Genomic DNA, 26,564 nt, shown 5'->3' with positions numbered 1-26,564 from the left:
AATTAAACAGGTGGCATAAATCAGTAGTTTCGCCCATTGACTTGTGAGAATTTGGGAGTACGCCACATTTACCTACAGGAGCGTATCTCATGCCCTCCGAGAATTTTCGCCGTCAGCTTCGTCAAGAAGTGCAAACCTGGCAAACTGACGGCTTGATCAATCCGACACAACTTCAGCAATTGTCCGATCGCTATCAGCTCGATCGCCTCGACCTCCAGGACAAAAATCGCTTTACTCGCATCCTTATCGGCTTGGGCTGCATTTTAATTGGTCTGGGCGTGATTACCTTTGTCGCCGCAAATTGGCAAGATATCCCGCGCGGGGCCAGAGTTGCGATGTTGTTGTCACTGTTTGTCAGCATCAATTTTGCGGGATTTTGGCTCTGGAAAGGTTCGCGTGACCAATGGCAAAGTCGGCTTGGTGAAGGCTTTTTGCTGCTGGGATCGCTCGTTTTGGGCGCAAACATGGCCCTGATGGCTCAAATGTTTCACATCGGCGGGTCACCTCACGAACTTTTTCTCACCTGGGGAATTGGCGTTTTGCTGATGGCCTATAGTCTGCGGCTGACTTCGCTAGGCGGGTTGGCGATCATGCTGATTGGGATTGGCTACTGGTGGGGCTGGTGGCAGGTGAGTCGGACAGATGAATTTTCGGTCTTGAATCTAATCATCTATCAAATGCCCTTAGTCGCTGGGTTAATGTATCTGCCGTTAGCGTACTGGTGTCGACCCCTTGCGGGTAACTCAAAGAGATCGCGCGTCCTGTTTCTCTTTACGGCGATCGCAGTCGGGTCTTCTCTGTCCAATGCGATTTCTACCAATGCTTTGCAGTCCGGGCTGGGATTGGCGATGGTGGCCATTTTGCCTGCCGCTTTGCTCTGGGGCTATGACGATAGTTTGTGGAATGACCTTTTGCGGCGACCATCCTCCCGGATTAGCCGACCGTTTCAGAAGCTGGCGCGCGGGGTTGCCGTTTTGCTTTTGGGTAGTTTGCTCTATTGGCTGTCCTTTAAGGGTGCGTGGAGTCTGACGCATTCGACCTCACCCAATTTTGAGCTTCCAGAATGGCGATCGCTGCCTAGCATTTTGATTTTGACGGTGCTGATGGTGGTGGAATGGGTCTATCTGGTGCGCTCAGGCAGAACGCGATCGGGCAGGCTTCGCGTCAATTTGAACACGGTGATTGTGGGCAGCTTTTTAGTAATCTTGGGGCTATTGATCTACTGGGACACGGAAATCAGCCAGATTCAAATTCTCGCCACCTTTGTCTCAAACGTGCTGCTGGCAGTGTTGGGAATTGGCACGATTCGCGAAAGTCTAGGAACGGGTGATCGTCGCCTTTTCTGGTTTGGCATCGTTCTGTTAGCCCTGCAAATTTACAGCCGTCTACTTGAATATCAGACAGGCTTGCTGCTCAAATCGCTGGTGTTTGTTCTCTGTGGAGTGGGCATTATCGCCGCCGGACTCTGGTTTGAGCGCTACGTGAGAACGATCGCCCCCTCTCCCCAAATTCTCCCAGAGGAATCACTATGAACCCCACATCTGAAAATATAACCCCTGCAAATCCAACCCCTGCAAACCCAACCGTCGAGACAGCGCACCCCCTTCCTCAATGGCGATTTTGGCTACCCTTGGTGCTGCAAACGGTCTTAATTGCGTCGGTGCCAGCCCAGGCAGTCTACACCCACCTCACCGGAAGAACGGCTGTTCTGCAAACGGCTCCCGTCGATCCCTACGATTTGATGCGCGGCTACTCGGTCACCCTTAACTACGACATTTCGCGAACCGACAATCTCAAGTCACTCCCCGGCTGGAAGTCTCTGCCCAAAAACAGCAACTATTCCAGTACTCAAGACTATTTAGCTGAAGACACGATCGTTTATGTGACTTTGCAAGCCCCGGCTAACAATTCCGCTAACCGCCCCAAGCCCTGGAAACCTGTCGCTGTGAGTGGCGATCGTCCTGCTAATCTTAAGCCCAACCAGATCGCGCTCAAAGGGCGAAGTCAGTATGGTTCGCTTCAATTTGGGCTAGAAACCTACTACATGCCAGAAAGCCGACGCGATGAGGTCAACGACAATATTCAGCAAAATCAGCGCAAAAATCCCGGTGTTGTCGAGGTGAAGATTGACGCTCAAGGCAATGCGGTGCCGCTGACAATTTGGGTGGGCGATCGTCGTTACAGTTTTTAGCGTGAATTTGGTCGAGTTTTTTCGCTTTGCTGATCCGAGCTGTTGCCTTCTCGAATCTACAAGCATCGTGAGGCAATTCTGTCGAATTCACAGGCCTTTAAGTCTACGTGAATTCGATGAAATCCTTGGCTGCGGTTATTACTCCGGGCAGCCCCCTAAATCCCCCACGAGTGAGGGACTTTGAACAAAGAATCCATATCCGAAAGTCCCCAGAATTGGGGGGTTGGGGGGCGAAAGTGCTGAATCACGAAGCGAAAAAATGCCATCGAATTCACGTTAAGTCTGTCTCAAAAACAAAGACGCGGAGAAGTCGATCGACCTACCCGCGTCCTAAATCGTTGAATGAAACCTTGAATCTACCCTTGTCGTTTGTGTTGCCAAGCTGCGCCGACAGCAGCCCCAGCCCCAGCGACTAACCCCGTTGCCATGCCTTCGATCGTTTTAACGGTAGGGCTTTGGGTCAAACACTGATTCGTCACAACATTAGCTTGTATACATTGATTGCTTTCTGCCCAACTTGCCGTTCCTCCGACGATCACGCCCGTAGCACTAGAGAGCAAGACGAACAGAAGAAAGCGCTGATTTTTTATACCCATAGACTGATGACAACAACACTAAAGAGAAGTACACCCTACTCTACCCAAATCCCGGACGAGTACGATCGCGCTTCTATAAATTTTTAGTGTTGAATCACGCCGAATTCTAGTCTTTCAGAAACAGATAAAAAACGTCTGCCTTCCTGAGTTTAGAGAAGCTTCTCCATCTTTCTTAACCTGAATTCGATGAAGTTTTTTTGCTTCGTTCTTCAGTGCTTCTGCCCCCCAACCCTCAAAAATGGGGGACTTTAAGACAAGATTTTGGGTTCAAAGTCCCTCACTCGTGGGGGATTTAGGGGGCTGCCTAGATTCACAACCGCAGCGGAAGATTTCATCGAATTCATGTTTTCTTAATCAATGCGAACGTCAAAAGGTAAGCGTACATACACACCTCTCGGATCGTTCATCTTGTTGAGCGAAGTCAAGTCACCCTGAAGCTGGTCAAATTGTTGAGAGAACGGACTTTTGGCAGTAGTCTTAGCCCCAAGACTCGCCCCAAACAGCCGTTGCAAAATTCGTTCTTCAAACGTGCTGGATTTGGGATATTCCTCGATCTGCCAGTCGTCGCCTAACTTGGCTCGTTTTGCAGCGTCCTTGATAGCATCGTCGAGTCCGCCCAGTTCGTCGACCAGACCTAGCGCCTTTGCCTGAATGCCTGACCAGACTCGGCCTTGAGCAATCTCTGCCACTTTATTTTTTTGCAGCTTGCGCGAGTCAGAAACTTTTGTCAGGAATTGGTCATAAATTTTGTTGACCGATCGCTGTACCAGCTGCAATTCTTCTGGGCTTTTGGGACGAGTGATCGTTTGACTATCTGCAAAGCGTCCAGTTTTGACAACATCCCACGTCAGTCCGTTTTGATTGGCGATTTTCTGAATGTTGGGCTGCAACCCAAACACGCCGATCGAGCCTGTGATCGTATTCGCCTCCGCAAAGATGCGATCGCCGTAAGTCGCAATCCAGTAGCCCCCAGAGGCCGCCACGCTGCCCATTGAGACAACCAGCGGTTTTACCTTTTTGGTCAAAATGACTTCTCGCTGAATAATCTCTGAAGCGGTCGCGCTGCCCCCCGGACTGTTAACACGCAGCACCACGGCTTTTACATCGTCGTCTTGCCTCAGTTGGCGCAATTGTCGAGCCAGACGATCGCCGCCCACATCTCCGCTGCCGCCTTGACCGTTGACGATATCCCCTTCAGCGTAAATAATTGCAATCTGATTTTTGCCACCTCGCTTTTGCACGGCCTCTTCGGCAACTCTGGCGTAGGTTCTCAAACTGATTTGGCGGAAGGATTTATTTTCGTCGTCTTCGCCCGTAATTTTTTTGAGTTCTGACACCATTTCGTCAGAATAAGCCACCTTGTCTGCCAGCTTGGATTTAAGCGCTTCGTCGGCGGTGAGCGTGCCTTTACTGTCGGCGATCGCCTGCATTTGCTGCACGGTCATTTTGCGATCTTTACTGGTGGTGGTTAGAAATTCGCCCCACAGATCGCCCAGCAGTTTTTGGGTTTGCTCTCGGTTGGCCTGACTGCGCTTGGTTAACAGAAACGGTTCGACCGCCGACTTATATTTGCCAACCCGCGTTACCTGTACGCCCACCCCATATTTTTGCAAGGCTCCCGCATAAAACATGCTTTCTGAGCTAAGACCATTGATTTCCATTTGCCCGATCGGGTTCACTGCCAGCGTGTTGGCCACCGAGGCTAGATAGTATTCTCGCTCTGCCCAATCCACATCGTAGGCATAGATTTTTTTACCCGCCGCCTTAAATCGCTCCAGCGCCTCTCGCACTTCTTTGAGCGTGGCAAACCCAGAACTGCTGGCCCCGCTTCCCCCGTGTAAAAAGAGGGCAACAATGCGTTTGTCTCGAGTCGCCTCGTCGATCGTATCCAGCACCGTTTTTAACGTAATACTCTCACTTTCATCTCCAGCCAGCGCTTCGTTGAGAACTTCGCGAGTGCTGGAATTGGGCTTAGAGTCTGTAATTGTCTGAGACAAGTCAAACACCAAAACTGACTTATCTTTAACCCGTGGCTCCGGGTCTCTAGACGCTGTAGCAATGACCAAAAGCAGCAGGCCGCCAAAGCTAAGACCCATAAAGATCAGAATGCCAAGCAGGGTCGCAAAAGTGTGTTTGAGAAAGTCACGCATAGGGGGAGGGAGAAGAGGGGAGGGAGAAGAGGGGAGAGAGGAGGGAGGAGGGAGGAGCTAGGAGTGTGAAGTTAGTTCTTAGCAAGCCCCAAAAGGTGGAAGCGATCGTTACTCCATGCTAATCGCTATTCTCAAAGTTCTGGTGACTAAACTCTCAACTACCCAACTCAAACGCTCAATCACACCTTTCATCCCTCTTCCCTCCTCCCTCATCCCTTTTTCTAATCCCTTCCATCAGCGACACGATTTCTTTTTTGCACACCCCTCTATGTAGTATGAGTAAGAGTTAACTCACTCATCACAGGTATCTGAAGCATGACCGCAGTCACCCCAAACCCTCAGTCAACCGCTCCCTTCTTTTGTGAAGGCATTCAGTATTTTGGTGAAGCGCTCCCTGGTTTTGAAACGCACGGTAAAGCTGCGGCGATCGTATCCGGCAAAGGGGCGATCGCTGACCCTACTGATCCGACTGCGGCTTATCAAACGTTGTTAGCGGCGGATGCGTTGCGCTATTTGATTTTGCAAGTGACGGCGAGCAAGGCATCGGGGCACCCTGGCGGATTTGCAAGTCAGGTCGAGGCGTACGCAGCCCTGGTCATGCTTGGCTACAAAAATATCATGACCGAAGTGGGCCACCATGCTCCCGGTTTCTACAGTGCGATGTTTTTGGATCGATCGCTTGAAGATATGGGCATTCAAACCGTACAGCAGTTGCGCGATCGCTTTCGAGAAAAGCACGGGCTGTTAGGACATTTGTCGGGCTTTATTCCAGGCATTTTGGCCCCGGCCGGCCCGTTGGGTCAGGGTCAACACTTTGCGATGGCGGCGGCTCTGTTGCATCGTGACAAGCTATTTCCCTTTACGGTGGGCGATGGGGGATTGGGCGAGCCGTATATCGTCAGCGCGATGGCGCATTTTCACACGGCTTATCCGACGGTGACCAATTTCTTGCCCGTTTTGGTGTGGAATGGTTTTTCGCAAGAGCATCACAGTATGGTTTCGACCAAATCCAACGAGGAAATGCTGACTTACTGGCGCGGCAATGGGTTTGAAGAGGTAGTTCTAATTGACGCAAAGGACTATGACGATCGCAATCAGCCCGGAGCCTATGTAGACAGTACGGCGTTTTCGTTCGATCGCCGATTGGAATTCACGCAGGCAGTTTTGGTAGCCACCGATCGCGCAGCAAAATCGGCTCTCGGCGGCAAACTCACCGTTCTGATTATCAAACAACTCAAGGGTGCGGGCGTTCATGCTAGGGGCGCAAAATCCCATAACCTGTATGCTCAACATACGTTAGAGAATGCCGACATTATTTCGGCGCTCAAAGCTCGGGCCCTCTCACCCGCCGCCTGGGATATTGTGCGAACCAACTGCGAACGATCGGGGGGCGGGCCAGCCAGCAAAACGGTCGTCACCGAATCGATCTTACCGTTGCCAGATTTGGGACAACTGCCGCTCGAAGAATTCGCAACTGGAGACTCCAAAGTTTCGACGACAGCAATGGGCTTGTTAGTGGGAGCGGTGGGACAGCGCGATCGTGCGTTTGTCGTCACGAATGCGGATGGGAATGAAGCGTCTGGAATCGCCAACATCAACCAGGCTTTACGAATCATTCACCCTGTCGAAGATGCGCTGTATAACCAGGCTCCCAAAGGACAGGTTTATGAACCATTGAGTGAAGATGCCTGTGCGGGATTGGCGGCCGGTTTGGCACTGATGGGGGGGCGATCGCTCTGGTGTTCGTATGAATCGTTTGCGATCAATGGCGTTCCGATTTGGCAAACGGTGACCCAGGCGATGGCCGAATTGCGCCGTCCGACTCCTTCGACAATTACGCTATTCACGGCTGGGGCCCTCGAACAAGGTCGTAATGGTTGGACTCACCAACGTCCTGAAATCGAAGCCTATTTTGCCAGCATGATGCGAAATGGCAATGTGTTTCCGCTGTTTCCACCGGATGCTAATAGTATTCAGGTGTGCTATGAGTGGGCGTTGTCTACCCAAAATAAGGGCGTTGTGATCACGGCGAGTAAGTCTCCGTTGCCGATTCGCACGACGTTTGAGCAGGCGCGTCAGGCTTTGAAAGAGGGCGCGATCGTCCTTCACGAAACGCCGAATACGGGTAAAAAAGTCGTGTTTGCGGCGATCGGCGATATGACGTTGCTGCCTGTTTTAGAAGCCGCTTCTCAGCTAGAGGCACAAGGCCTGTCGGTGCGAGTCGTTTCGATCGTCAATCCTCGTCGGCTGTACCGTTCTCACGATGTCGCGTGGGATCTGTGTTCTCAACCAGATGGCGAATTTTTGGATGACGCTAAGTTTGAGGCGATGTTTGGTGGAGATGCGCTGATTGGGGTGACGGGAGGCGCAAGTGGAATGCTAGAACCTTTGATGTTGCGGAGTTCTGCCAATCGTGACACCTTTGCTTGGAAGCGGGGCGAGACGACTGCCAGTGCCGGGGAATTGATGGCTGTGAATGGCATTACCGCTGATGCTTTGACCAAACGCGCCCTGGCCCTCGTCTAGTAGTCAGCGAATGGTCGGTTAAAGCAGTCGTGACTGTCAGCCTTGTCAGTTTAACGTGAATTCGATGAGATTTCTCGCTTCGTTGTTCTGAGCTTCTGCCCCAACCCCCCAATTCTGTAGGACTTTGATTTGATCTATTCGATTCAAAGTCCTCCATTGATGGAGAATTTAGGAAATAGTCAAAATCTACTCCCCCTTGTAACTCGAAGCGATCGGAGTCAAAAATCTTGTTGGACTTGCGTTAAAAAAGATGGTTCAACTAGGTGACTGAGGGGTGCGATCGACACCTAGATCTCGGCAAAGTTAGATCTTGGCAAACCAATTTTCATCAACTTCAACAGACTCGATCATGGTTATCTTGACACCGAGACCTAACTCTTTTAATCGTTGAACTAACTGCTCTCCATCTATCAAATCAATGGGCGGCGCACCATCTCGTGTGGCCTCTTTGATAGCATCTCTTGTAAATGTACCAGTCGTGATAAATAAACCTTTATCAGTTCGTCCTTGCATTGCTCCACGAAAATCTCGAATTTGACCCGCTGTTACCGACCCCTGATAACGCTTGCATTGAAAGAGAACGTGAAAGCTCAGAAAGCCATTTATACGAGCAATCCCAACACCATCAATTCCACCGTCACCAGATTTGCCTGTGACCTGTACTTGGATAAACCCAGACTCACGTAATAAACGTTGTGCCAGACGCTCAAATGCAAATGGATCTAGAGACAGCAATGTTTTGTGGAGTTGCTGATGCCATGCAAGCTCTTCTAAAGTTTCTACCGCTCCAACAGTTTCATCTAGTGCATTTGAAGGAGAAACCTTATTTTTGTCAGCATCTCGAACCGCCTTAACAATCTCTTTGGCATCAAGCTCATCGAGATTAATGGAAGTGGAAACCAAAGACCATACACCGCGTGCTGAATTCTGCAAAAGCCCATATTTCTTTAGATAAGTCCGGCTCCAGGCAAGTCGGTATTCAATTTCGCTTTGTGACGTGCTGCCATGCAGGATTTCAAGCACCTTGTCCGATACGTTGAGAATCTGCACTACTTTTTCATAAATTTCCTCAGTTGTACCAGACCCACCCAAAATTTGTAGAGCCTGAATTGTCGGCAAAAGCATTGAGTCAAATGTTGGAACTGAGGAGGCAGATCGCTTCATGCACAAACTGAGTAGATATACAAAAATGCTGCTTTATCAAATATAAATCGCTACTCAGAATACGCAAAAGTTTTGCAATTTCTCAATTTGCGCCATCCAACAACTAATCTCGTAATATTGCCCTAACCTGGAACATAGCCAAATAATGAGTATCCGTTTGCTTAAGAGGTGCGATATTGTTCTAGAAGTTTTGGGATGTGGTCATAGCCGTCAACACCAATTACGTCGATGATCATGGATTTTTGTTCTTCCATTTGTTGATCAAAGGTGGCTCCCATTTGTCCTTGTAAGACGGTGAGTAGTCCGGCAGGTTGTCGCCAATCGCTAGAGCCGAGTTGTTCTAGATGGTACATAGCAAGACTGCCAGAAACGATCGCTTTGTCAAAATTTTTCATCTGATAAAACGCCTCGGTCAACTGAGCTAAATTGAGCGATTGAATATAGAGATCGCCCGTGTAAGTGGCCGACTTGACTCCTTTCTCCAAAAACGGCAGCGATTTTTCGGCTTGCCCCAACGTCACATATGCACTGCCCAAACTGGTGTAGCACAGCGCTTTACTTTGTCCGTCGTTCAGCCGTTCTGAGAGGTCTAGCCCTTGTTCAAGGTAGGCGATCGCTCGTTCGTAGACATCCGGATCAGATTCAAGCTGCTGCGCCAAAAAGACTTCGGCATACCCTAAGTTTGCCAGCGCGTTGGCTTCTCCAAATCGATCGCCCGACTGCCGACTAAACATCAACGCCCGTTGACTGTAGCCGATCGCTTCTGGATAATTCTTCTCAGTGACAGCGATGCGGCTGAGGTGGTTGAGGTTGGCAATCTCACAGGGACGATCGCCCGCTTCTTGAGCAATTTCTCGCGCCACATCGTGCATTTCTTTAGCCAAATCTAACGGGCCCCGAACGCGCTGCGACGATCCTAACAAGGTGAGAATTCGAGCTTTTTCTTGCGTACCGGGCGATCGCTTCAGCGGCTCACTCAAATAATTCATGGCATTGCGAAAATAACCCCCCGTAAACGTGGCAAAAACGGTGCCGTATAGCGGAAAGTAATCGCGTTGGGCAAAGACGCGCAGCCATTGTAAAGTAACTCGAAACGCGCCTTCAGAATAGCGCCCCTGATTGAGGGTATTGAGAAACGTCGATCGACCAAATCCATTCGCCAACTCTGACCAGACAACGCTAAACGTGAGAAATAATGTAATCGCCACTTTAGAGCCGGACTTGGAACTGTAGATGAGATTCTCGACCCAGTGGATCAAACCTTGTTGCAGGGATTGCAGCACGATCATCAACTCGACCCAGGCTGCCAGGGTAATGTCTGACTGACTTGCGGCCCAATCATTGCCGGACTGCTGCTCATAGAGCGCTCGAAAAAGGGATTTGGGAACGCTGCCGATCGCTTGTTTTGACCAGAGTGCCCAGGGGCTGTTTTGTTCAGTGGAACTGCCAAAGCCCATTTGATCGGGGTCATAGATCCAACTGACGAGGTGAGGCTGCAAGGTTCTCCAGGAGTCGAGTCCACGGGTGATACCTTCGGCAATTTGGGTCAGTTCGTCTCTGGTGTCGGGGTCGGAGATGGGCTGTTGGCGCAGGGTGGTGGCCAGTTGTTGGAGTTGGTCAGGTTTGAGGCTTTGGGGATGGTTGGGGTCGGTGACTTTGAGAAAAATGAGCGTGCGTTGAGCGGGTTCGGACTGAGTGAGTTGGTGAATGGCAGTGACGATCGCCGATCTTGCCTGATTTTGAGCTTGCCAGCGGCTCCATTCTCCCTGAATTGTCTGAAGTGCCCTCATGCTGCGGGTGGCTCTCGCCTGTTTTGCCTCGTTTGCCGAATCGCTGGCTTCTTGCTGAGTGGTGGAGAGACGATCGCGCAGGCATTCCTCAAAAATTTCCTCGGTGTCGGGTTCGAGTTCTTGCACCAGCATTTGATAAACCTGCTCTTTGGAGCGAATGTTGCCCTTGAGCGTTAACTGCACGATTTGAGTGATGAAGTCGAGGTAGCGATCGCGGGTAGAGGTCTCTGGCATGGAGGATTGGCGGTTGAGGTAGGGGTATCCTGCGGCAATTTTGAATGCTTTTTATCATAGAAGCTTCTTGCAAAAATCTCCGCTCTACTATTCTAAAAGTTCGCAATAGGCAACAGATTTGGTCTTTGATGTAACAGATGGTAACAAGCTCAAGCGAGAAAGGTGTCTTTGGGGCGTTATTTGAATGCTACTTGAATGTCTACCTGAAGATTAATGAAGCTCGATCGCTCTCCCCAGATTTTCTCGTCCGTGTGGCTCAAGTAAGTGAGTCGAATCGGGATCTAAAGGAATGATGCCGCCTGGATTAAGCGGAAACAAGTTGCCGTAATAGTCTCGTTTGACGCTCTCTAGATCACAAGTTTCAGCCACGCCCCGAAGCTGATAGAGGTCACGCAAATAAAGCCCCAGATTGGGATAGTCTTGAATTCTACGACGGCTGCACTTAAAGAGGCTGTAATACACGACATCAAAGCGAAACAGCGTTGTAAACAAACGAACATCTGCAAGCGTAACGTGATCGCCGCACAGGTAGCGAGTGGTTGCTAAGGCGGTATCAATCTCATCTAAAGTTGTGAATAATTCATTACAGGCAGTGTTATAAGCTTCTTGCGTTTGAGCGAATCCGCAGCGATACACCCCATTATTCACAGCGTTGTAGGTTTTCTCATTCCAGTAATCGATCTTTTCTTGTAACTCAGTCGGATAGAGATCACAGTTGGGATGTTTTGCAAATTCATTGAACGCGGCATTTAGCATGACGATAATTTCTGAACTTTCGTTGTTGACGATCGCGTTCTCTTGACTATCCCAAAGTACCGGAACCGTCGATCGTCCCGTATATCCTGGTTGAGCGAGTTGGTATAATTCGGCCAGCGTGTTGCAGCCTAATTCGGGTTGGTCAAACGTCCAGCCTGCGATCGGGGAGGGAGACACGATCGAGACCGAAATGACATCTTCCAAACCCTTGAGCGCTCTGACGATCAGCGTTCTGTGGGCCCACGGACACCCCAAGCCGACCAGGAGTTTGTAGCGAGCGATCGCGGGTTGATACGAATTGCCTTCCTCAATGCTAACTACGTCGCGAAACTGACTGCTCGGCCGCAAATACTCGCCAGACTTGCCAGGAGGAGCCAGCTTTGACATCATCACTTTCCACATCGTCGTCCAGACAAATCGGCCAAACCAGATAATCAGCTTGGGGGGCAATGTTTTCTTTGTGGGTGGAGATTGGGACATGTCATTTAGCGCGAGGCAGCAATTTCTTCTTCAGCTTACCGAAGATTCTTTGAGCCGAGAGCTTGGCAATTCCTAGATTGGTTAAGTTTTTGATCGGGGATGAAGGGTGTTTTTTGTGATCAAAGAAGTCATTGATTTCGGTCAAAATCACCTGTAATCGCTGAATAATGGTCTCGGTGCGATGGTTTGTAAAGAAGGCTTCCGGAAGCTCGATCGGCTGACTTTCCAACACTTTAAGAATTCGCTGCACGTCATATTCTTTGCTATATCCCGCAATTTTGTGACAATTAAATCCTGGATCGAGATAGTCCGACAATCCGCCGTTGACGCTTGAGAAAACCTGACATCCACAGGCCAGTGCTTCCATCGGTTGTAGCCCAAATCCCTCGCTGACTCTCCGTTGTTGCCAATACTCTGCGGAATCGTAAAGATAAACTTTGGCACGGTTAAATAAACCCGGAAGATCATCTACATAAGAATCTACGACACAGACTCGACAACACTTTTGCAATGCTGGAATTAATTCTTGAACTAAATATTTAGAAGACTTGCGAGATTGTACCAACACATCAATATCACGCGCTAGATGTTGGTTTTGAAACTCGTTTGAGATCTGATTGGGCAAATAGTAAAGCAGTGAATGGGGCGATCGCTGTCCCCAGTATCCAAGTGTGTTGCGACTGACGGAGACGATCGGAATATCGGAAGGCAAAGTGAACCCATATCCTGAGCTGTGAGCATGATAAACCAGGTGATACTGTCTCAATCGAGCCGCAAGCTCGGCCACATCAAATCCCCAGCTAAGAACAAAAATGGCTTCTTCTGAAGCTATCTTTTCGCGCAGCAGATCATCTAGAAAAATGGTTTCTTTTTCTCGCTGTCGATAAGTGACAACCTCGGCATCACAGACTTGTTTCGCCAAATTGAGTGTTTTTAACTCTGCCCACAATCCACCACAGGCAAAATTTTCGTCCGTTCCGGGAAGCAAGAAATAGAGTTTTCTCATAACACTCCTCAACAAAAAACGCCCTTAGATTGGTTCTCTCTACAGGCGCTAATCCTATCGGAGTCTGAGGCTAAATGGTGCGATCTGTGAGAAGTTTACTGGAATTCAACGTGAATTCGACCCCTTGCGGGTCACTCGAAAAGATCCGGCTCTTTCGCTTCGTTGCTCAGATCTTCTGCCCCCCAAGCTGCCAATTCTGAGGGACTTTCAGACAAGAGTTTCGGTTCAAAGTTTTCTCTTGCTCGGAGAGTTGAGAAATCGTTAATCTATCACCAGCAACGCCCAAGATGCTACTTATCAGTGGCTATCACACGGTCTAAAACTCGCTTCATGTCTAATAAAAAGATCGCAACGGTTGCCTTGCCTTGAGGTAAAACAGCTACCCGACTGGCGATGTTTAAGGGATGCCCTTGTCGATAAGGTTCTGGGAGCTTGCGGATTGTGGAAGGCAGTAGCTCCATCAGGTCAGGCGGACTGTCCACTCGAATGGCACAAACCTCTTGCAAAACTTTTGTCACAACCAAAAACTGTCCCGCGTTGGGATGAGGATTGATCTGCTTGAGCGCCAAATGAGAATACAAATTTAGCACCGTGATCGCCTGATGTTTGAGATGCACCAGTTCGACAGCAGTAGAGGAATCGCGCAACTCTAAAGGACAATTCACCACTCTCAAAATGGCATCCATCGGCAATCCTAATCGGTAGCCCGCGATCGTAAAGACCACCACTTTCACCGATTCTGAAGCTACCTCCTCCGACACCACAGCCGTTGACTTATCCAGCAAAGACGATCGCATCACAACTCTCCAGAAAACAATAAAAGCCTAACTTTAGAATTCCCTATGCCTGACTTTTAACGTCCTTCTCAGCGATCAATCCAGCGATCGTGTCTAACAGCACAGGTTCTGTATAGGGTTTGGTCAAATACGCTGAAGCGCCCAACTGCGCCGCCAACTGCTGATGCTTTTCATTGCTTCGAGAGGTCAACATCACGACAGGCGACTGAACGGTAGAGGACTCCTGGTTATAGCGCATCAAAAACTCGAACCCATTCAAACGCGGCATTTCTACATCACAGGTGATGAGTTGAATTTCCTGATGCTGTTGGACTTGAGCGATCGCTTCCAATCCATCCTGCGCCTGTAATACTCGATAGCCAGCCCCTTCTAAAGTCAACGCCAGCGTTTGGCGCACTGTTATGGAGTCATCTACCACCAGCACACATTGAGGAGTCTCAGGAGTCGATCGCGCTAATTCTGGTACTTGATCGGGAATGATTGAGCGTTCTATCTCTGTTTCAATTGCAGCATTCGATCGTGGACTCCTTCCTTGGCTGGACAGTGCGCCGCCGTTAATCGCCAAAATCAACTGCCCATCACCCAAAACGCTGCAACCGTAAATATAACTGGGGGGCGCGATCGCCGTTCCCATCGGACGAATCACCAATTCTTGCTCACCAATGATCCGATCAACCTCTAACCCAAACAGTTCGCCTTGTTGACGAATCAATAGCAGTGGCGAAATGTCACCCGCCAGCACTGGAAAAGACACCTCGCGATCCCGTTCGGAGGGCAAAAGAGACGACCCGTAGTTGACCAACTGTGACAGAGGATAAAGGGGAATCGGACGCGCTGCTTGTGACCAGTGAAACAGGCGGTGACCTGAAATGGTCTCAATTTCTCCGCTTTGAGTCGTGAGAACTTTCTCAACCTCGTCAGACAAAAATCCATATACGCCCTGCTCCACCTGACAAACCAGAAGCCGCGCACTCATCAACGTCAGGGGCAATTGCAGCGAAAAAGTTGTTCCTCGACCGGCTTCCGAATCTACGGTAATGCTGCCTTTGAGCGATCGCAGGCTCGATTTCACCACGTCCAACCCGACTCCGCGCCCCGACAGATCGCTCACCTGATCCGCCGTCGAAAATCCTGGCTCAAACAACAAACTAAGTAGCTCAGACCTGGAGAAATCATCGACGCGATCGGACGACAGCAATTGCAACTCATAGCCCCGCCGACAGATCTTTTGCAAATCTAACCCTTGTCCATCGTCGCGCACGTCTACGATCGTTCGATTGCCTTGCTGGTAGGCGTGAATTTCGACCTGTCCCGTACTGGGCTTTCCTTGCTGACGACGCGATTCTGCGGCTTCGATGCCATGATCAAACGCATTGCGAATTAGGTGCAGCAACGGATCGTAGAGCTTTTCGGCAACCGCTTTATCGACTAAAACTTGAGTGCCTCGAAGCTGCAAATCCACCGTCTTGCCGTGCGTCTCCATCAACTGCCGCAACACTCTGGGAAAGCGGTTGAGAATCGTTCCCACGGGCACCATTCGCACATTCATCAAGTCGTCACGTACATTTGACAATAGCCGACCCTGCTTTTTTAGACTATGGCTGGCTTCTCTGGAGACTAAATCGATCGCGTCTGTTCCATCTTCAAGCCGCACCACCTCCGCCAACGCAGACTGTAACAGCACATGAAACTCACTGTGGCGGTCGAGTTCTAAGCTATCAAATAAGTTTTGGGTGGAATGATTCGCGAGACTGCTTTCAGAACTGGTGTCCAACCTTTCAAACCGCTTTCTTCGCTCCTGTTCGGGGGCAATCAGCATTTGGTCAGACCAGTCTCGCAGCTTCGTCATGGTTTGCTGGTGCTGTCTCAATCCATCCATCAAGTCTTGAAGAATCACCCGCAGCCGCTCATCTTGTAACGCTTGTTGATTGTGATTAATCAGTAGCTCACTGGTGGAATTGTTGAGTGCATCTAAATGCTCCAGAGCCACTCGAATGGTTGAAGATGCCGGGGTTTCTGACTGTGGATTAAGGGCGATCGTGGGTGACGGTTCTTCTTGGCGCAACTGGACAGATGATTCCTGCAACGGCTTGTTAGAAGTCTCTTCTTCCAAAACGTCCCACAGTTCAAACCTCGTCTCTTCTGGTGGGTTCACGACTTCGGGAAAGCTATTCGCAAGTTCTTCTAAGGCTGCGCCGAGTGAAGCAAACTCATCTAACTCAGGAACGGACTGCACCAAAACAACAGCTTTAGAACTAGAAGGTTTGTGAGGTGAAATCGACGGTGGAGTAGGAGAAGGCGCTTTTGTCCAGAGGGGACGATTTAACAAAGCAATCAAACGCTGCCAAGATCCTGTTAGCCGACGTTGGGGAGTGGAGGAACGCGATCGCTGCTGGACTTTTGACTTGACAGCGAACTGTTTTAGCGATGCGGATGGTTCTCCTCCGCTGGTGCGATCGCCCGATAGTACCGCAATCTGTCCCCGTTGAAAATCCGCCAAAGCGACCTGAGCGATTTCAGTCACGCGATCGGGATTGACTTTGAGGGCTGTCAGGGTAGTTTGAGCGATCGCCCCAAAGCCAGAGAGTCCCATTGACTCCGCCAAGCCGACAAACACTTCTGATTGAGTTTGCAGTGTTTGGGTGAGTTTTGCGGGATCTTTTTCAGACAAAACGGCTGACAACTGTTCTAGACGTTCTTGCACGCCTGACTCAAAAATCGATCGGGTAATGTCAAACCCCAACTCAGCCGAACTGGGAATCGCCGCTCCCGGATTAAAGTGGTCGCCCAACTTGGTTTGCAACTGACCAAACACCAAAGTCGCCCGCTCTAAAACCTCGGTATCATTGGGTTCCATTCCCGCCAGGGCGGCCGTTAACGGCATCCGCAAACATTCGTAGCCCTCAAACAGCAGCGCTTCTAACTCGGCATCGATCGCTACTTCAGGCTGATAAAACGTTTTGAACACATCCTCCAGCGTATGGGCCATCGTTTTCATGCTCTCAAATCCCACACTTGCCGCCGCACCTTTGAGCGTATGGGCTGCCCGCATTAGATTATGCACTTTTGCGAGAGAGCGACCCCTTGCGGGTAACTCGGAGAGATCGCGGCTCAAGCTCAACAAATCCTGCTCCATTTCCTGCAAGAGATCCTGCGCCTCAGCTAGAAAATAGGAATAAGCTTGCTTGCGAATGGTAGGGTCGGGAGTCATAGAAGTTTGAGTTCTGAGGTTTGAATTTTGAGCAAAAGTGGGGCCGTTAAGGTTGAGTTTTGAATCCACTGCAAGCAACTCAAAACTCAAAGTTAAACACTCAAAACTTTTAGTTCACCTTAAATTGCCCCACGCTGGTCTGAAGCTGTTGAGCCGTGATCATCAACTCCTGGAACGAAGTCGAAAGTTGACCCGACTGAGCCGTGTTTTTGTTGGCCAGCGTTGCCACATCTGTCATCGCCTGGGTAACAAGCTGTGATTGCTGAGTTTGTACTAATGTTGCTTGCGTGATTCCCTGCACCAATTGACTGATTTTTGCAGTTGCGGCCACAATTTCATTTAACTGTTGACGAGTGTCATTTACCAAAGTGGTGCCGCCGACAACTTGCTGGATTCCCAGATCCATTGCCGTTGCCACTGCGCCCGTTTCGGTTTGGATTTCCTGCACGAGTTTTTCAACTTCTCTGGTCGCATCCGCCGATTGACGAGCCAGCGATCGCACTTCATCCGCCACCACTGAGAAGCCTCTTCCATATTCTCCGGCGCGAGTGGCCTCGATCGAAGCGTTTAATGCTAGCAGTTGCGTTTGGGTTGTAAAGTTGCTGATCAAGCTGACCACTTTTGAGATCTTTTGTGATGATTCACTCAGTCGCTTGATTTTCTTACTCGTTTCCGCAACTGTTTCCCGAATCGATAAAATGTTATCCACCGTCCGGTTCATCGCAGCATCTCCAGATCGAACGGTTTGGTTAGCCTGCTGGACTGCAATTTCAACCTGTTGAGCATTCGCAGCCACGGCTTGAGTGGCACTAACCATTGATTGAATCTGGTCTAACGCTCGTGTGACTTCTTGCAGTTGTTCTTCTGCTTGGTGAGACAGTTTGCCGATCGCGCCTCCACTGATTCGAGAAGTCTGAGCCACTTTGGTCGAAGCAGTTTGCACCTGAGACACAATCTTCCGCAAACTTTGAATCGTGTTGTTGTAGGCATCGGCGATCGTGCCCACTTCATCTTCAGTAATGGGAACGCGCACCGTCAGGTCACCAGAGAATACAGGCTGAATGGCTGCCAGCAGTTGGATCACGCGCTGTTGGAGTTGTTCTTTAGCCGCTTTTTCTCGTGCTGCTGATTTGGTTAATTGTTCTGACTGGACGCGCAACTGTTCGAGAGAATCAACCTGCTCCAGCGCAACCCCTAATTGAATCGAAATCTGGTTCAGCAACGTCACGTCTGCTTCTTCCCAATCGCGAGGGCCCGAATTTTGATAAGCCGCAAAAATGCCCCATAGTTTTTGCTCAACCATCAACGGAACGAGAATATAAGCTCTCGCTTCAAACTTCTCTAAAAGCTCAACGTGGCAAGGATCATGACCCGCTTTGTAAATGTCATCGATCGCGAGACTCTCTCGATTGCGATAGCGTCCGCCTTGATTTTCTCTCAAATAGGTATCTTTGACGTTGGTTCCGACCTCGCTGCCCACCAGTCTTGACCAACCCGCACTGACCGACTCTGCGATAAAACTGCCGCTCCAATCAGGGCTAAACCGATAGACTGCGACACGATCGACCCTCATCAACTGCCGGACATCCTGCGTCGTCACCTGAAAGATTTTGTCAATATCCAACGACTGCCGCGAAAAGTCCACCGATTGACGAATGCGATCGCTGACTCTCGCTAAAGTTCTCTCTCGATCGCTCTGACGTTGAATCTGTCCCAAAAACTCAGTTTGCTGCAAGGCAATTCCCAACTGTGCGCCAATTTGAGCCAGCAGATTAACCTCAGACTCTTCCCACTGGCGAGGAGCCGCATTTTGGTAAGCTGCCAACAATCCCCAAAGCTTTTGCCCCTTAAAAATCGGCACAATCACATAGGCCTTCACCTGAAACTGTTCCAAAATCTCAACGTGACAGGATTGGTGCCCCACTTCGTAGATGTTGTTGACTGCAAAAGACTCGTTGTTGCGGTAGCGCCCGCCTTGAGTTTCTTGCAGGTGAGAATCTTCCCAAACCATCTTGTGGTCAGGGGTGACGAGCTTGACCCAGCCACTTGCAACCGACTCGGCAATATATTCACCACTCCAGTCGTGGTTAAACCGATAGACAGCGACGCGATCGGCTTGCAGCAATTGACGAATCTGCTGAGTGGTTTGCCCAAAAATGGTTTCAATGTCCTGAGACAGTCGAATCTTCTCAATTACAGACTTGCCCACCTGATCAATGACTCGGACAAAGCTGCGCTCTCGTTCTGCCACTTTAGCTAGACGATCGGTTTGGTCTTGCACCTGCCGCACATATTCTGCCTGCTGAAGCGCCACGCCCAACTGAGAGCCGATTTGCGTCATCAGTGCGACTTCTGCCTTTTCCCAGTGACGCGGGCCCGAATTTTGATAGGCCGCCAACAGTCCCCACAGCTTGTTGTCTTGAACGATCGGCACAATAATGTAGGCTCTGGCTTGATACCGCTCCAAAATTGTCAGATAGCAAGCAGAAAATCCGGCTTTGTAGATGTCATTGACGACGCGAAACTTGGTGCCTTTGGCGTACTTGCCGCCCTGGGTATCTTGAAGATAAGTATCGGTCGTCTTGAGACCGCCGCCCAACGTTTTTGCACTACATTCGCTGATATTGTCTTTGAGAATGGGGTTGTCTTCTTGCTCTTGCATCACCGAAGTCCAGCCAGTGGTCACGGATTCTGCTACAAACTCGCCACTCCAATCAGACTCAAAGCGGTAGACTCCCACACGATCGGCTTGCAGGAGTTGACGCACTTCTTGAGTAGCGGTCTTAAAAATGGTATCGATGTCCAGCGTGGTGCGAATCCTCTCAATCACCTCAGACGCAGCCCGCTCTCGCTCTGCAACTTTTGCTAACTGCTGGGACTGACTTTTGACCTGCTGCAACGTTTCTGCCTGCTGCAAGGCCACACCTAGTTGAGTCCCAATCTGCGTCATCAGCCCGACTTCGGAGTCTTGCCAGTTGCGTGGGCCAGAATTTTGATAGGCCGCCAACATGCCCCAGATCCGGTTATTTTGAACGATCGGCACAATGACATAAGCTCTGGCCTGATATCGCTCCAAAATGTCAATGTAGCAAGGGCTAAAACCCTCGTGGTGAATGTCATTCACGGTTCTAAACGTAGAGCCTTTTGAAAAGCGTCCCCCTTGGGTTTGCTGTAAGTAGGTATCTGTCGTTTTTGCACCGCCGCCCAAAATTTTGGCACTACAGTCGCTGATATTTTCTTTGAGCATCGGGTTGTCGATCTGCTCCTGTAGGAGAGAAACCCAGCCACTGGCGACCGACTCCGCAACAAATTCGCCACTCCAATCGGATTCAAATCGATAAATGCCCACGCGATCGGCTTTGAGAAACTGCCGAACTTCTTGAGTGGTGGTTCTAAAAATCGAGTCAATATCGAGCGATCGCCGAATCCGATCCAGAATTTTGAAGCTGGCTTTTTCCTTTTCATCCTGCTGACTCAGCTTGACCAAAAACTCGGACTGTTGCAGATTGATGGTTAGCTCTAAGCAGACCTGATAAAGCAGGTTAATTTCGGCTTCTTGCCAGAGTCGAGTTTTCGCACACTGTTGAACAACCAGCAACCCCCAAGGCTGACCGCCAATGACGATCGGGACGCTCAAATTAGCCTTGACCTGAAGCTTTTCGAGAAACTGATGCTGATAGGGGGTCAGATCAACTCGGTTCACATCCTCAATTACGACTACTTGCTGTCTCACATAGTCTTCTGGCTGGTCAAAACATAGGCAGGTGAGCGTTAAGCGATCACCGATCGCTGGAGTCCACCCGCGCTGGAGCGATTCTGCCACCACCTTGCCCATCTCACCCGTCTCAAACTGGTAGATCATCGCTCGATCGGCTTGCAGCGACTCACGAGCTACCTTTACCACGACTTTGAGTAGCGCTTCTAGATCCGTCACTTGTCGCATTTGAGAAGCGATCGCTAGTAACTGTTTGCGCTGGTATCGGGTGGCTGCGGCAGTTTGTCCCTGGGAGCTTTTGGGTTGAGTGGCCGCAAATTCAGCCACCTGACGAAACAAATTCTGGACGTTGGGTTTGTCTAAAAGTCCTGCCCGTTTGAGTTCTGACTTTAACCCGGTCAGCGCGGTGATCACTTGTTGAATGTCTCGGTGAGAATCCTTTGATCTACCGTTGCCATTACTATTACCGTTACCATTGCTAATTGGCGCAGGTTCAAATTCTTCTGGCTCAGATGGTTCTTGAGTGTGACCGTTACTGTTGCCGTTGGGTTGAGATTCGGAGAGAAATTCTGAGAATTCTTCGAGGGTCGGTTCGGGTGAAAAGAAAGACGACATGTCCAGGGTCGGTTCGTTGCGGCGAGAAGCTACCATGAGAAATTCCTCGATTTAGGATTAGTCAAAATTACTAGTTCAATTGATGAAGGTGCAGACGTGGGTCTTGCAGAATGGCCGTGACCTCCAAAACGGTGCTGCGCTGGTCTTCGGTTGATTGCCGATCTGCCCCGGTCAAATACCCCTTGACAAACGGCAGCAATTTGGGCGAAAACAATTCAGACAGGGGCGGCTGGAGCAATTGGGGGTCATGTGGCTCAATGTCATAAACGTCTGGAACAGCGAGTCCGAGAAATTGCCCATTGACCTGAAGGACGATCGCCATACAGCTTGTCAACCGAGAATTTTGCTTAACCAGGGCATCTAACCCCACCTGATGAGCCAAATCCACCAGCCACAACACTTCACCGCGCCAGTTATAAATCCCTAAAACGCAATCTGGCATGTGAGGAACGGGCAAAACGTCCTGAGTCTGAAGGGTCAGCACCGCTGCAACTTCGTCTACGGGCAGTAATGCGTCTTGATCTGAGCAGAGCCGAAAGCGGAGAAACTTTTGCCCCACTTCGACGATCGCCTCATCCTCAAACAGACCCTCTAACCTCGATAGTCCGCTTTCATGGTTTGTGGCGATCGTCCAATCGGGTGAGAGAGCCTGATCTGACATATCCATCTTGACCCCCTCTACTTGATCAGTTGGCGAATCGTCTTGAGCAACTCCACCGGATCGACAGGTTTGGGAATGTAGGCATTTGCGCCCAGCATGTTGCCCCACATCTTATCGACCTCTGTATCTTTGGTGGAGCAAATCACTACGGGAATCTTGCTCGTATTGGGGTCTGCTTTGAGTTCTCGGCAAAGCTCAAAACCACTTTGACCGGGCAAGATCACATCCAGCACAATCAAATCAGGCTTGGCTCCATTCAACTTAACTTGAGCTTCTTCGCCACTTTGAGCGCTGACGACTGATAAACCTGCACCTTTGAGATAACTCGTCAAAATCTGCATTTCCGTCACGCTGTCTTCAACCACTAAAACCGTGCTCATAAATTCTTTTCCTCTTAAATGGGGTAGGGGGAGTTTTGAGGCTTGGGGTCTGAGTAAAGCCCTTGCACTCAAAGCTTTGTTGCACTTAAACGGCTAAGTATCTTTGAGCGATCGCTAACACTTTTTCAGCATTGACTGGCTTTGCCAGAAACCCAGAGGAGCCAACCATCTTTGCTCGCACTCGATCTATGATTCCGTCATTGCTGGTCAAAATCACGATTGGAATTGTTTTGAATAGAGAAACTCTCCGAATCTGGGCACAGACCTCGTACCCGTTGGCGATCGGCATCACCAGATCCAGAAAAATCAATTGAGGTTTTTGCTCAAGTAAAATCGGCAGCGCCTGAATTGAGTCTTGAATGCCGACAAACCGATAGCCTGCGTCAGTGATAATCTCCTCCATCACCTGACATTCTCGAACGCTATCGTCAATACAGGCAATCATAGGCGCATTAGAGATGGGCACCGAGGAGCCACCAACAGGAGCAGTTGGAATCCCTGAAGGAGGTGGGGTAGGGTGTGGCGATCTCTTCGAGTTACCCGCAAGGGGTCGCGTCCCGATTCCTGGAGTAGACAGATCTGGAATCTTAGTCAGGGCGACCAGCCCTTTGCGATAGAGGGGCACCAACACTCGTGTTAACTGCAACAAATCCTGCTTCATCAACACCGACAGGTCTCTCAGGGTGCGTCGTCCATCAACAAAAGACACCAGCGTTTTGTAGACCTTTTCGGAGGTGTATTGTTGCAGTTGTTCTGCATTTCTCAAGACAGGAGCCAGATTGGGGGAATGGTCTGCCAACCCCAGTGTGCGCCAGGCATTCCAGTTTTGTTGAATTTCTAGGAGTAGCTGTTCTGCATTCAATAGTGCGAGAGACGTATCGAGAACATCTTCAGCGTCAGATTTAAAGGTCACAGGTTTGGTTTCTTCTTGTTGAATGATGTCAAACAAGACTTCTGCAACGGTGCTGCGAATGATAGCCACTGCTTGCTCTGGTGTAATTTGCTGACGCTTAACTAACATTGCCAGGGTGTGATAGTCCTGACAGTGTTCGCAGTTGTCCACTGCGCGAACGCTCGTTGAGACACCAGGGCTGACTTGAGTGTGCTGGGTCAAGTATCGCTGCCAGCGTCTTCTGGGATGAGGGCCACCGCTTGCCCAAACCAAACGCCCCATATACAGGTAAAGGCTCCATTGCTGGGCACTGGTTCTAACATCCAGTCGTCCTGTAAAATGCATCCGGCTTCGGACACCTAAAAGACCACTGGGTGTATCGGTAGATGAATCATCCACTAGCATGTTAACTTTCCCTCGTTGAGCGCCTGACTCATGTCAAAATTTTTTGTTTGTACCTAATAATTCCCAAGTCCGGTGTGGTATCTCTCAGCCTGGGGTTCTGGCGATCGCAATCCTGATTCACGCGAGAGTGGCTATCGATCGAGCATTTGAACAGTGCTTAACAGCTTCAGTGTCTGATCTCTAGTCTTTTACCGATTTTGCCGCATCCATTTAAGAGAAGCGGTGTAAGAGATCATTCGTGAAAGTACTATTCCAGGTTTTAGAAGAACTCCTTGACTTGTGGCGATTTAGCCATTCGATCGAGTTGCATGGGATAGTTACAAAACGGTTGTAGCTGGGAGGTTTGGCGAGTCAAACAATCTTTAAGAAAGAGTGGTTCTGCGTCGCAATAAGCAGTTGGTCTAAATTTGACTTTGAACTTGATATTGAGTCGAGTCTATAGGTTGAATAATATAAAAAAACCACGGAAAACACTGAAGCTAAAAGCGCTCAACCCCTTACGGCAGCAGATCTACTTACGCAAGCCGTCACAGCTTATGAAGATTTAAGAATTAAAAATATGGATAGAATAACGCTTCTCTTTTGCGATGTAAGTTTTGTTTTATTGCAGTGTCTAAGCGCGTTGTACAGAAGTATTTGATATCAAATCAATTTGTGGCGTTGCTGAATCAGGGGATGAATTGCCCCAAAGCGGCGGGAAACCCAAGGTTCAAGGTGAAAGTTTTTCGCTTCGGGAACTAAAGAGGTTCATTGAACTGAAGTCTCTAATTAAGACTCTAAAAAGTTACGAATCGGAGCTTTCAACTCTCGATCGTGCTGATAAAAAAGGGCATTGAGTTTTAAACTAACCCAACACCCTGCATTTATTGATTAACGCAAGCTAAATTTGCTCACGGTCTAACTCAAGTCAAACGAAGCGGCATACGTGGATGTGACATTGGATTCAAAGGCAATCTTGGTCGCGATCGCGCCCGTATTGACTTCTAAAACCCAATCGCCGCCTTGACCCGTACGATCGTTGGAGGCAGCAACGTCTGCTTTGGCGAGGTCACTCAGCTTTTTGGCGAAGGCTGCCCCACCTGCGCCCGCTCCAATCTTGGAACCATAGAGCAGAATATCTGCATCTGGCGCAAAGGAGGTTGCCCACTTTTGGATACTGTTTTGGTAGATATCGAGCGATCGACTGGTCACTTGAGCGGCTCCCAGCGTAAACACTCCTTCATCTCCAAAGGACACAATATGAATCGCAGAAACTTGGGTGGCTTGGGCCAGCACTTGAGTAATCTGAGCAATGCCGTCCCGTTTTGCATCCAGAACAACCACATTGACCCCAGCGATCGCCCCCGCTACCAAACTTTTGTAATTGGGCAGCCGAGGGTCAATAAAGACAATTTGCCCACTCAGGGACTCGGCTGGCGTGGGTAGGGTAGTCGGTGTCTCGACAGGAGTGGGATTAGGTAAGGAAGAACTCGCTCCTAGCGGTGATCCGGTTGAGGCGGATCTTAGAGAGAGCCTGCTCGCCGGGTCTTGGATGGTTCCACTTGTGATCGGGGGCTTTTGAAAAAGCAGTTTTATTTCTCCAGACAAAGCAGCCGATGAGGACGTAGATGTTCCACTTATCCAGTTCATAAGTTTATTTAGGTTTCCTTGATATGACCAAATGAAGCACCCTCAAAACCCCAATGACCGTCGCAAATCCAGCATTCTAAAAAGAGGCTGGCGGAAAATTGACTTTTGTGAAAGAACTGACTCAAATGGTGAGAATTACTTAAGAGATTTCACGCAGAGATGGAACTGGCGATCGCTCAAAGATGCACGGGTTCTGACCATTTGATCAATAGAACTACTTCCTCAACAGATCAATCACCCTCCCAAAGAATACGGAGTTTTTTCCTAACAATGATCGATCCTTACACTGAGAGTTCTGGCAGTCCGGAGTATTTAACACAAAAATTTAAACTTCACAAACTCTTCACAACGCACGATTAATACCTCTCTCGTAAGAGAGAAGACTTCTGTTCTAAAAGTCACCTTAATTTTACCGAAGTTCGTAAAGTAACACCGTGAAGAGACGGTAAAGAAAGGGCTAATACGGAATCGAAAGCTCGATCGCTAAAGGAGCAAAGATTTAATCGCCCGTAATTCTGGCTAGCGGTTTGAACTGTGCCGACCAAAACGAAATCCACCCTGGCTGATTAGGAGGGCGGCTCTGCCCGCGAAGGTCGGTTTGTTTTCATAGCCGTGAATTGATGCGCCGGGGCTATTTAATCCTGAATGTTACCCTACAGAAATTTTTGATTAATTAAAAGTAAAACCAGTGTTTTATAAATAAGATATTTTGATTCTTATCAGCATTTTAATATTACTTAAGCAACCATTCCAAAAAGCACTTGTTTGAGACTACTGTTTGTATTCGCTACCATCAGGCATTCTGGCACCTTTGAGTTGAGCGGAGGTTAAGTTTGCGCCCGTCATTTTTGCTCGAATAAAATTTGCTTTTTGGAGATTTGCTCCACTTAGATTTGCCCCTCTCAAATCTGCACCTTCCAGAATTGCCCCTTGTAAATTTGCGCCCGACAGATCAGCATTCCTGAGATCTGCTCCATACAGATTGGCTTGAGATAGGTTTGCGCTCTGTAGGTTGGCATCTCTTAACTCAACCAGGGCGAGGTTCGATCGCTCCAAATTAACCTTCTCCAGCGTGGCAAAATTGAGTTTCGCACCCTGCAACGCTGCCGAATTGAGGTTTGCGCCCCGCAGATTTACACCGTCTAAAACAAAGCTGTACAAACTGACTCCAGGCAGGTCACATCCCTCGCACTGTCCGGTGTTGAGTAACTTTTGGAGTTGAGGTGAATCTGCTGCCACAGCCGTCGTGAGCGAGAACCCGAACGATAGAAAAATCAGGAGCGGCGACAATTTCATGGCGATCGACAATGGTAGGGTTAAATCGGTTAAAGAGTCGTGACGGGCCGCAACTCGCCTGGATCTTCTA

General features: G+C 49.4%; 17 protein-coding genes. 3 read left to right on the top strand and 14 right to left on the bottom strand.

The annotated features are described in order from the left end of the window. The first annotated feature begins 89 nt into the window (after positions 1–89). A complete protein-coding gene (locus ACJ2PR_RS09075; RefSeq protein ID WP_446876787.1) occupies positions 90–1,532 on the top strand; it encodes a DUF2157 domain-containing protein in 1,443 nt (480 codons plus the stop codon). Further along, complete coding sequence (locus tag ACJ2PR_RS09070) at positions 1,529–2,191, top strand: GDYXXLXY domain-containing protein (protein WP_446856475.1); 663 nt, start codon at positions 1,529–1,531, stop codon at positions 2,189–2,191. The genes ACJ2PR_RS09075 and ACJ2PR_RS09070 overlap by 4 nt, the downstream gene beginning before the upstream one ends. A gap of 356 nt (positions 2,192–2,547) precedes the next feature. Here ACJ2PR_RS09070 and ACJ2PR_RS09065 read toward each other — a convergent pair whose 3' ends face one another. After that, the gene (locus tag ACJ2PR_RS09065) at positions 2,548–2,787 is read right to left on the bottom strand and encodes a hypothetical protein (RefSeq protein ID WP_446876786.1); all 240 of its coding nucleotides are present in this window, start codon (positions 2,785–2,787) and stop codon (positions 2,548–2,550) included. Positions 2,788–3,137: 350 nt separating this feature from the next. Further along, entirely contained in the window at positions 3,138–4,937 is a 1,800-nt protein-coding gene (sppA, locus tag ACJ2PR_RS09060) for a signal peptide peptidase SppA (protein WP_446876785.1), read from the bottom strand. 315 nt (positions 4,938–5,252) lie between these two features. Between sppA and ACJ2PR_RS09055 the strand changes: the two genes are divergently transcribed. Then, positions 5,253–7,463, top strand: a complete 2,211-nt coding sequence (locus ACJ2PR_RS09055; protein WP_446876784.1) for a phosphoketolase family protein — start codon at positions 5,253–5,255, stop codon at positions 7,461–7,463. A 303-nt stretch (positions 7,464–7,766) separates the two neighbouring features. Here the strand turns inward: ACJ2PR_RS09055 and ACJ2PR_RS09050 are convergent, their stop codons facing one another. The 12 genes from ACJ2PR_RS09050 to ACJ2PR_RS08995 form a co-directional block, all read right to left on the bottom strand. Further along, positions 7,767–8,627 (bottom strand): restriction endonuclease, encoded by an 861-nt coding sequence (locus ACJ2PR_RS09050; RefSeq protein WP_446856471.1) that lies wholly within the window; start codon positions 8,625–8,627, stop codon positions 7,767–7,769. A gap of 161 nt (positions 8,628–8,788) precedes the next feature. Further along, complete coding sequence (locus tag ACJ2PR_RS09045) at positions 8,789–10,651, bottom strand: tetratricopeptide repeat protein (protein ID WP_446876783.1); 1,863 nt, start codon at positions 10,649–10,651, stop codon at positions 8,789–8,791. 210 nt (positions 10,652–10,861) lie between these two features. After that, entirely contained in the window at positions 10,862–11,887 is a 1,026-nt protein-coding gene (locus ACJ2PR_RS09040; protein WP_446876782.1) for a glutathione S-transferase family protein, read from the bottom strand. Between the two features lies 1 nt (position 11,888). Beyond that, on the bottom strand, positions 11,889–12,893 hold the full coding sequence (locus ACJ2PR_RS09035) for a glycosyltransferase (protein WP_446876781.1): 1,005 nt from the start codon (positions 12,891–12,893) through the stop codon (positions 11,889–11,891). Between the two features lie 290 nt (positions 12,894–13,183). Next, complete coding sequence (locus ACJ2PR_RS09030; protein WP_446876780.1) at positions 13,184–13,690, bottom strand: chemotaxis protein CheW; 507 nt, start codon at positions 13,688–13,690, stop codon at positions 13,184–13,186. Positions 13,691–13,733: 43 nt separating this feature from the next. Continuing rightward, positions 13,734–16,901 carry a response regulator gene (locus ACJ2PR_RS09025; RefSeq protein WP_446876779.1) on the bottom strand — a complete coding sequence of 1,056 codons (3,168 nt, stop codon included), beginning with the start codon at positions 16,899–16,901 and terminating at the stop codon, positions 13,734–13,736. A gap of 109 nt (positions 16,902–17,010) precedes the next feature. Further along, positions 17,011–21,267: a GAF domain-containing protein gene (locus ACJ2PR_RS09020; protein ID WP_446876778.1), complete on the bottom strand. Its 4,257-nt coding sequence runs from the start codon at positions 21,265–21,267 to the stop codon at positions 17,011–17,013. Between the two features lie 34 nt (positions 21,268–21,301). Further along, positions 21,302–21,898, bottom strand: coding sequence for a chemotaxis protein CheW (locus ACJ2PR_RS09015; protein WP_446870946.1), 597 nt, complete (start codon positions 21,896–21,898; stop codon positions 21,302–21,304). An 11-nt stretch (positions 21,899–21,909) separates the two neighbouring features. Continuing rightward, positions 21,910–22,272 carry a response regulator transcription factor gene (locus ACJ2PR_RS09010; protein WP_446856463.1) on the bottom strand — a complete coding sequence of 121 codons (363 nt, stop codon included), beginning with the start codon at positions 22,270–22,272 and terminating at the stop codon, positions 21,910–21,912. An 85-nt stretch (positions 22,273–22,357) separates the two neighbouring features. After that, entirely contained in the window at positions 22,358–23,569 is a 1,212-nt protein-coding gene (locus ACJ2PR_RS09005) for a response regulator (protein WP_446876777.1), read from the bottom strand. Positions 23,570–24,466: 897 nt separating this feature from the next. Then, positions 24,467–25,198, bottom strand: coding sequence for a DUF4347 domain-containing protein (locus tag ACJ2PR_RS09000; RefSeq protein ID WP_446856461.1), 732 nt, complete (start codon positions 25,196–25,198; stop codon positions 24,467–24,469). A gap of 771 nt (positions 25,199–25,969) precedes the next feature. Next, positions 25,970–26,494 (bottom strand): pentapeptide repeat-containing protein, encoded by a 525-nt coding sequence (locus tag ACJ2PR_RS08995; protein ID WP_446876776.1) that lies wholly within the window; start codon positions 26,492–26,494, stop codon positions 25,970–25,972. Between the last annotated feature and the right edge of the window lie 70 nt (positions 26,495–26,564).

The organism is Phormidesmis sp. 146-33, from assembly GCF_052939515.1.
The sequence above is the reverse complement of the archived record's forward strand: the minus strand, read 5'-3'. Positions and strand labels throughout refer to the sequence as shown.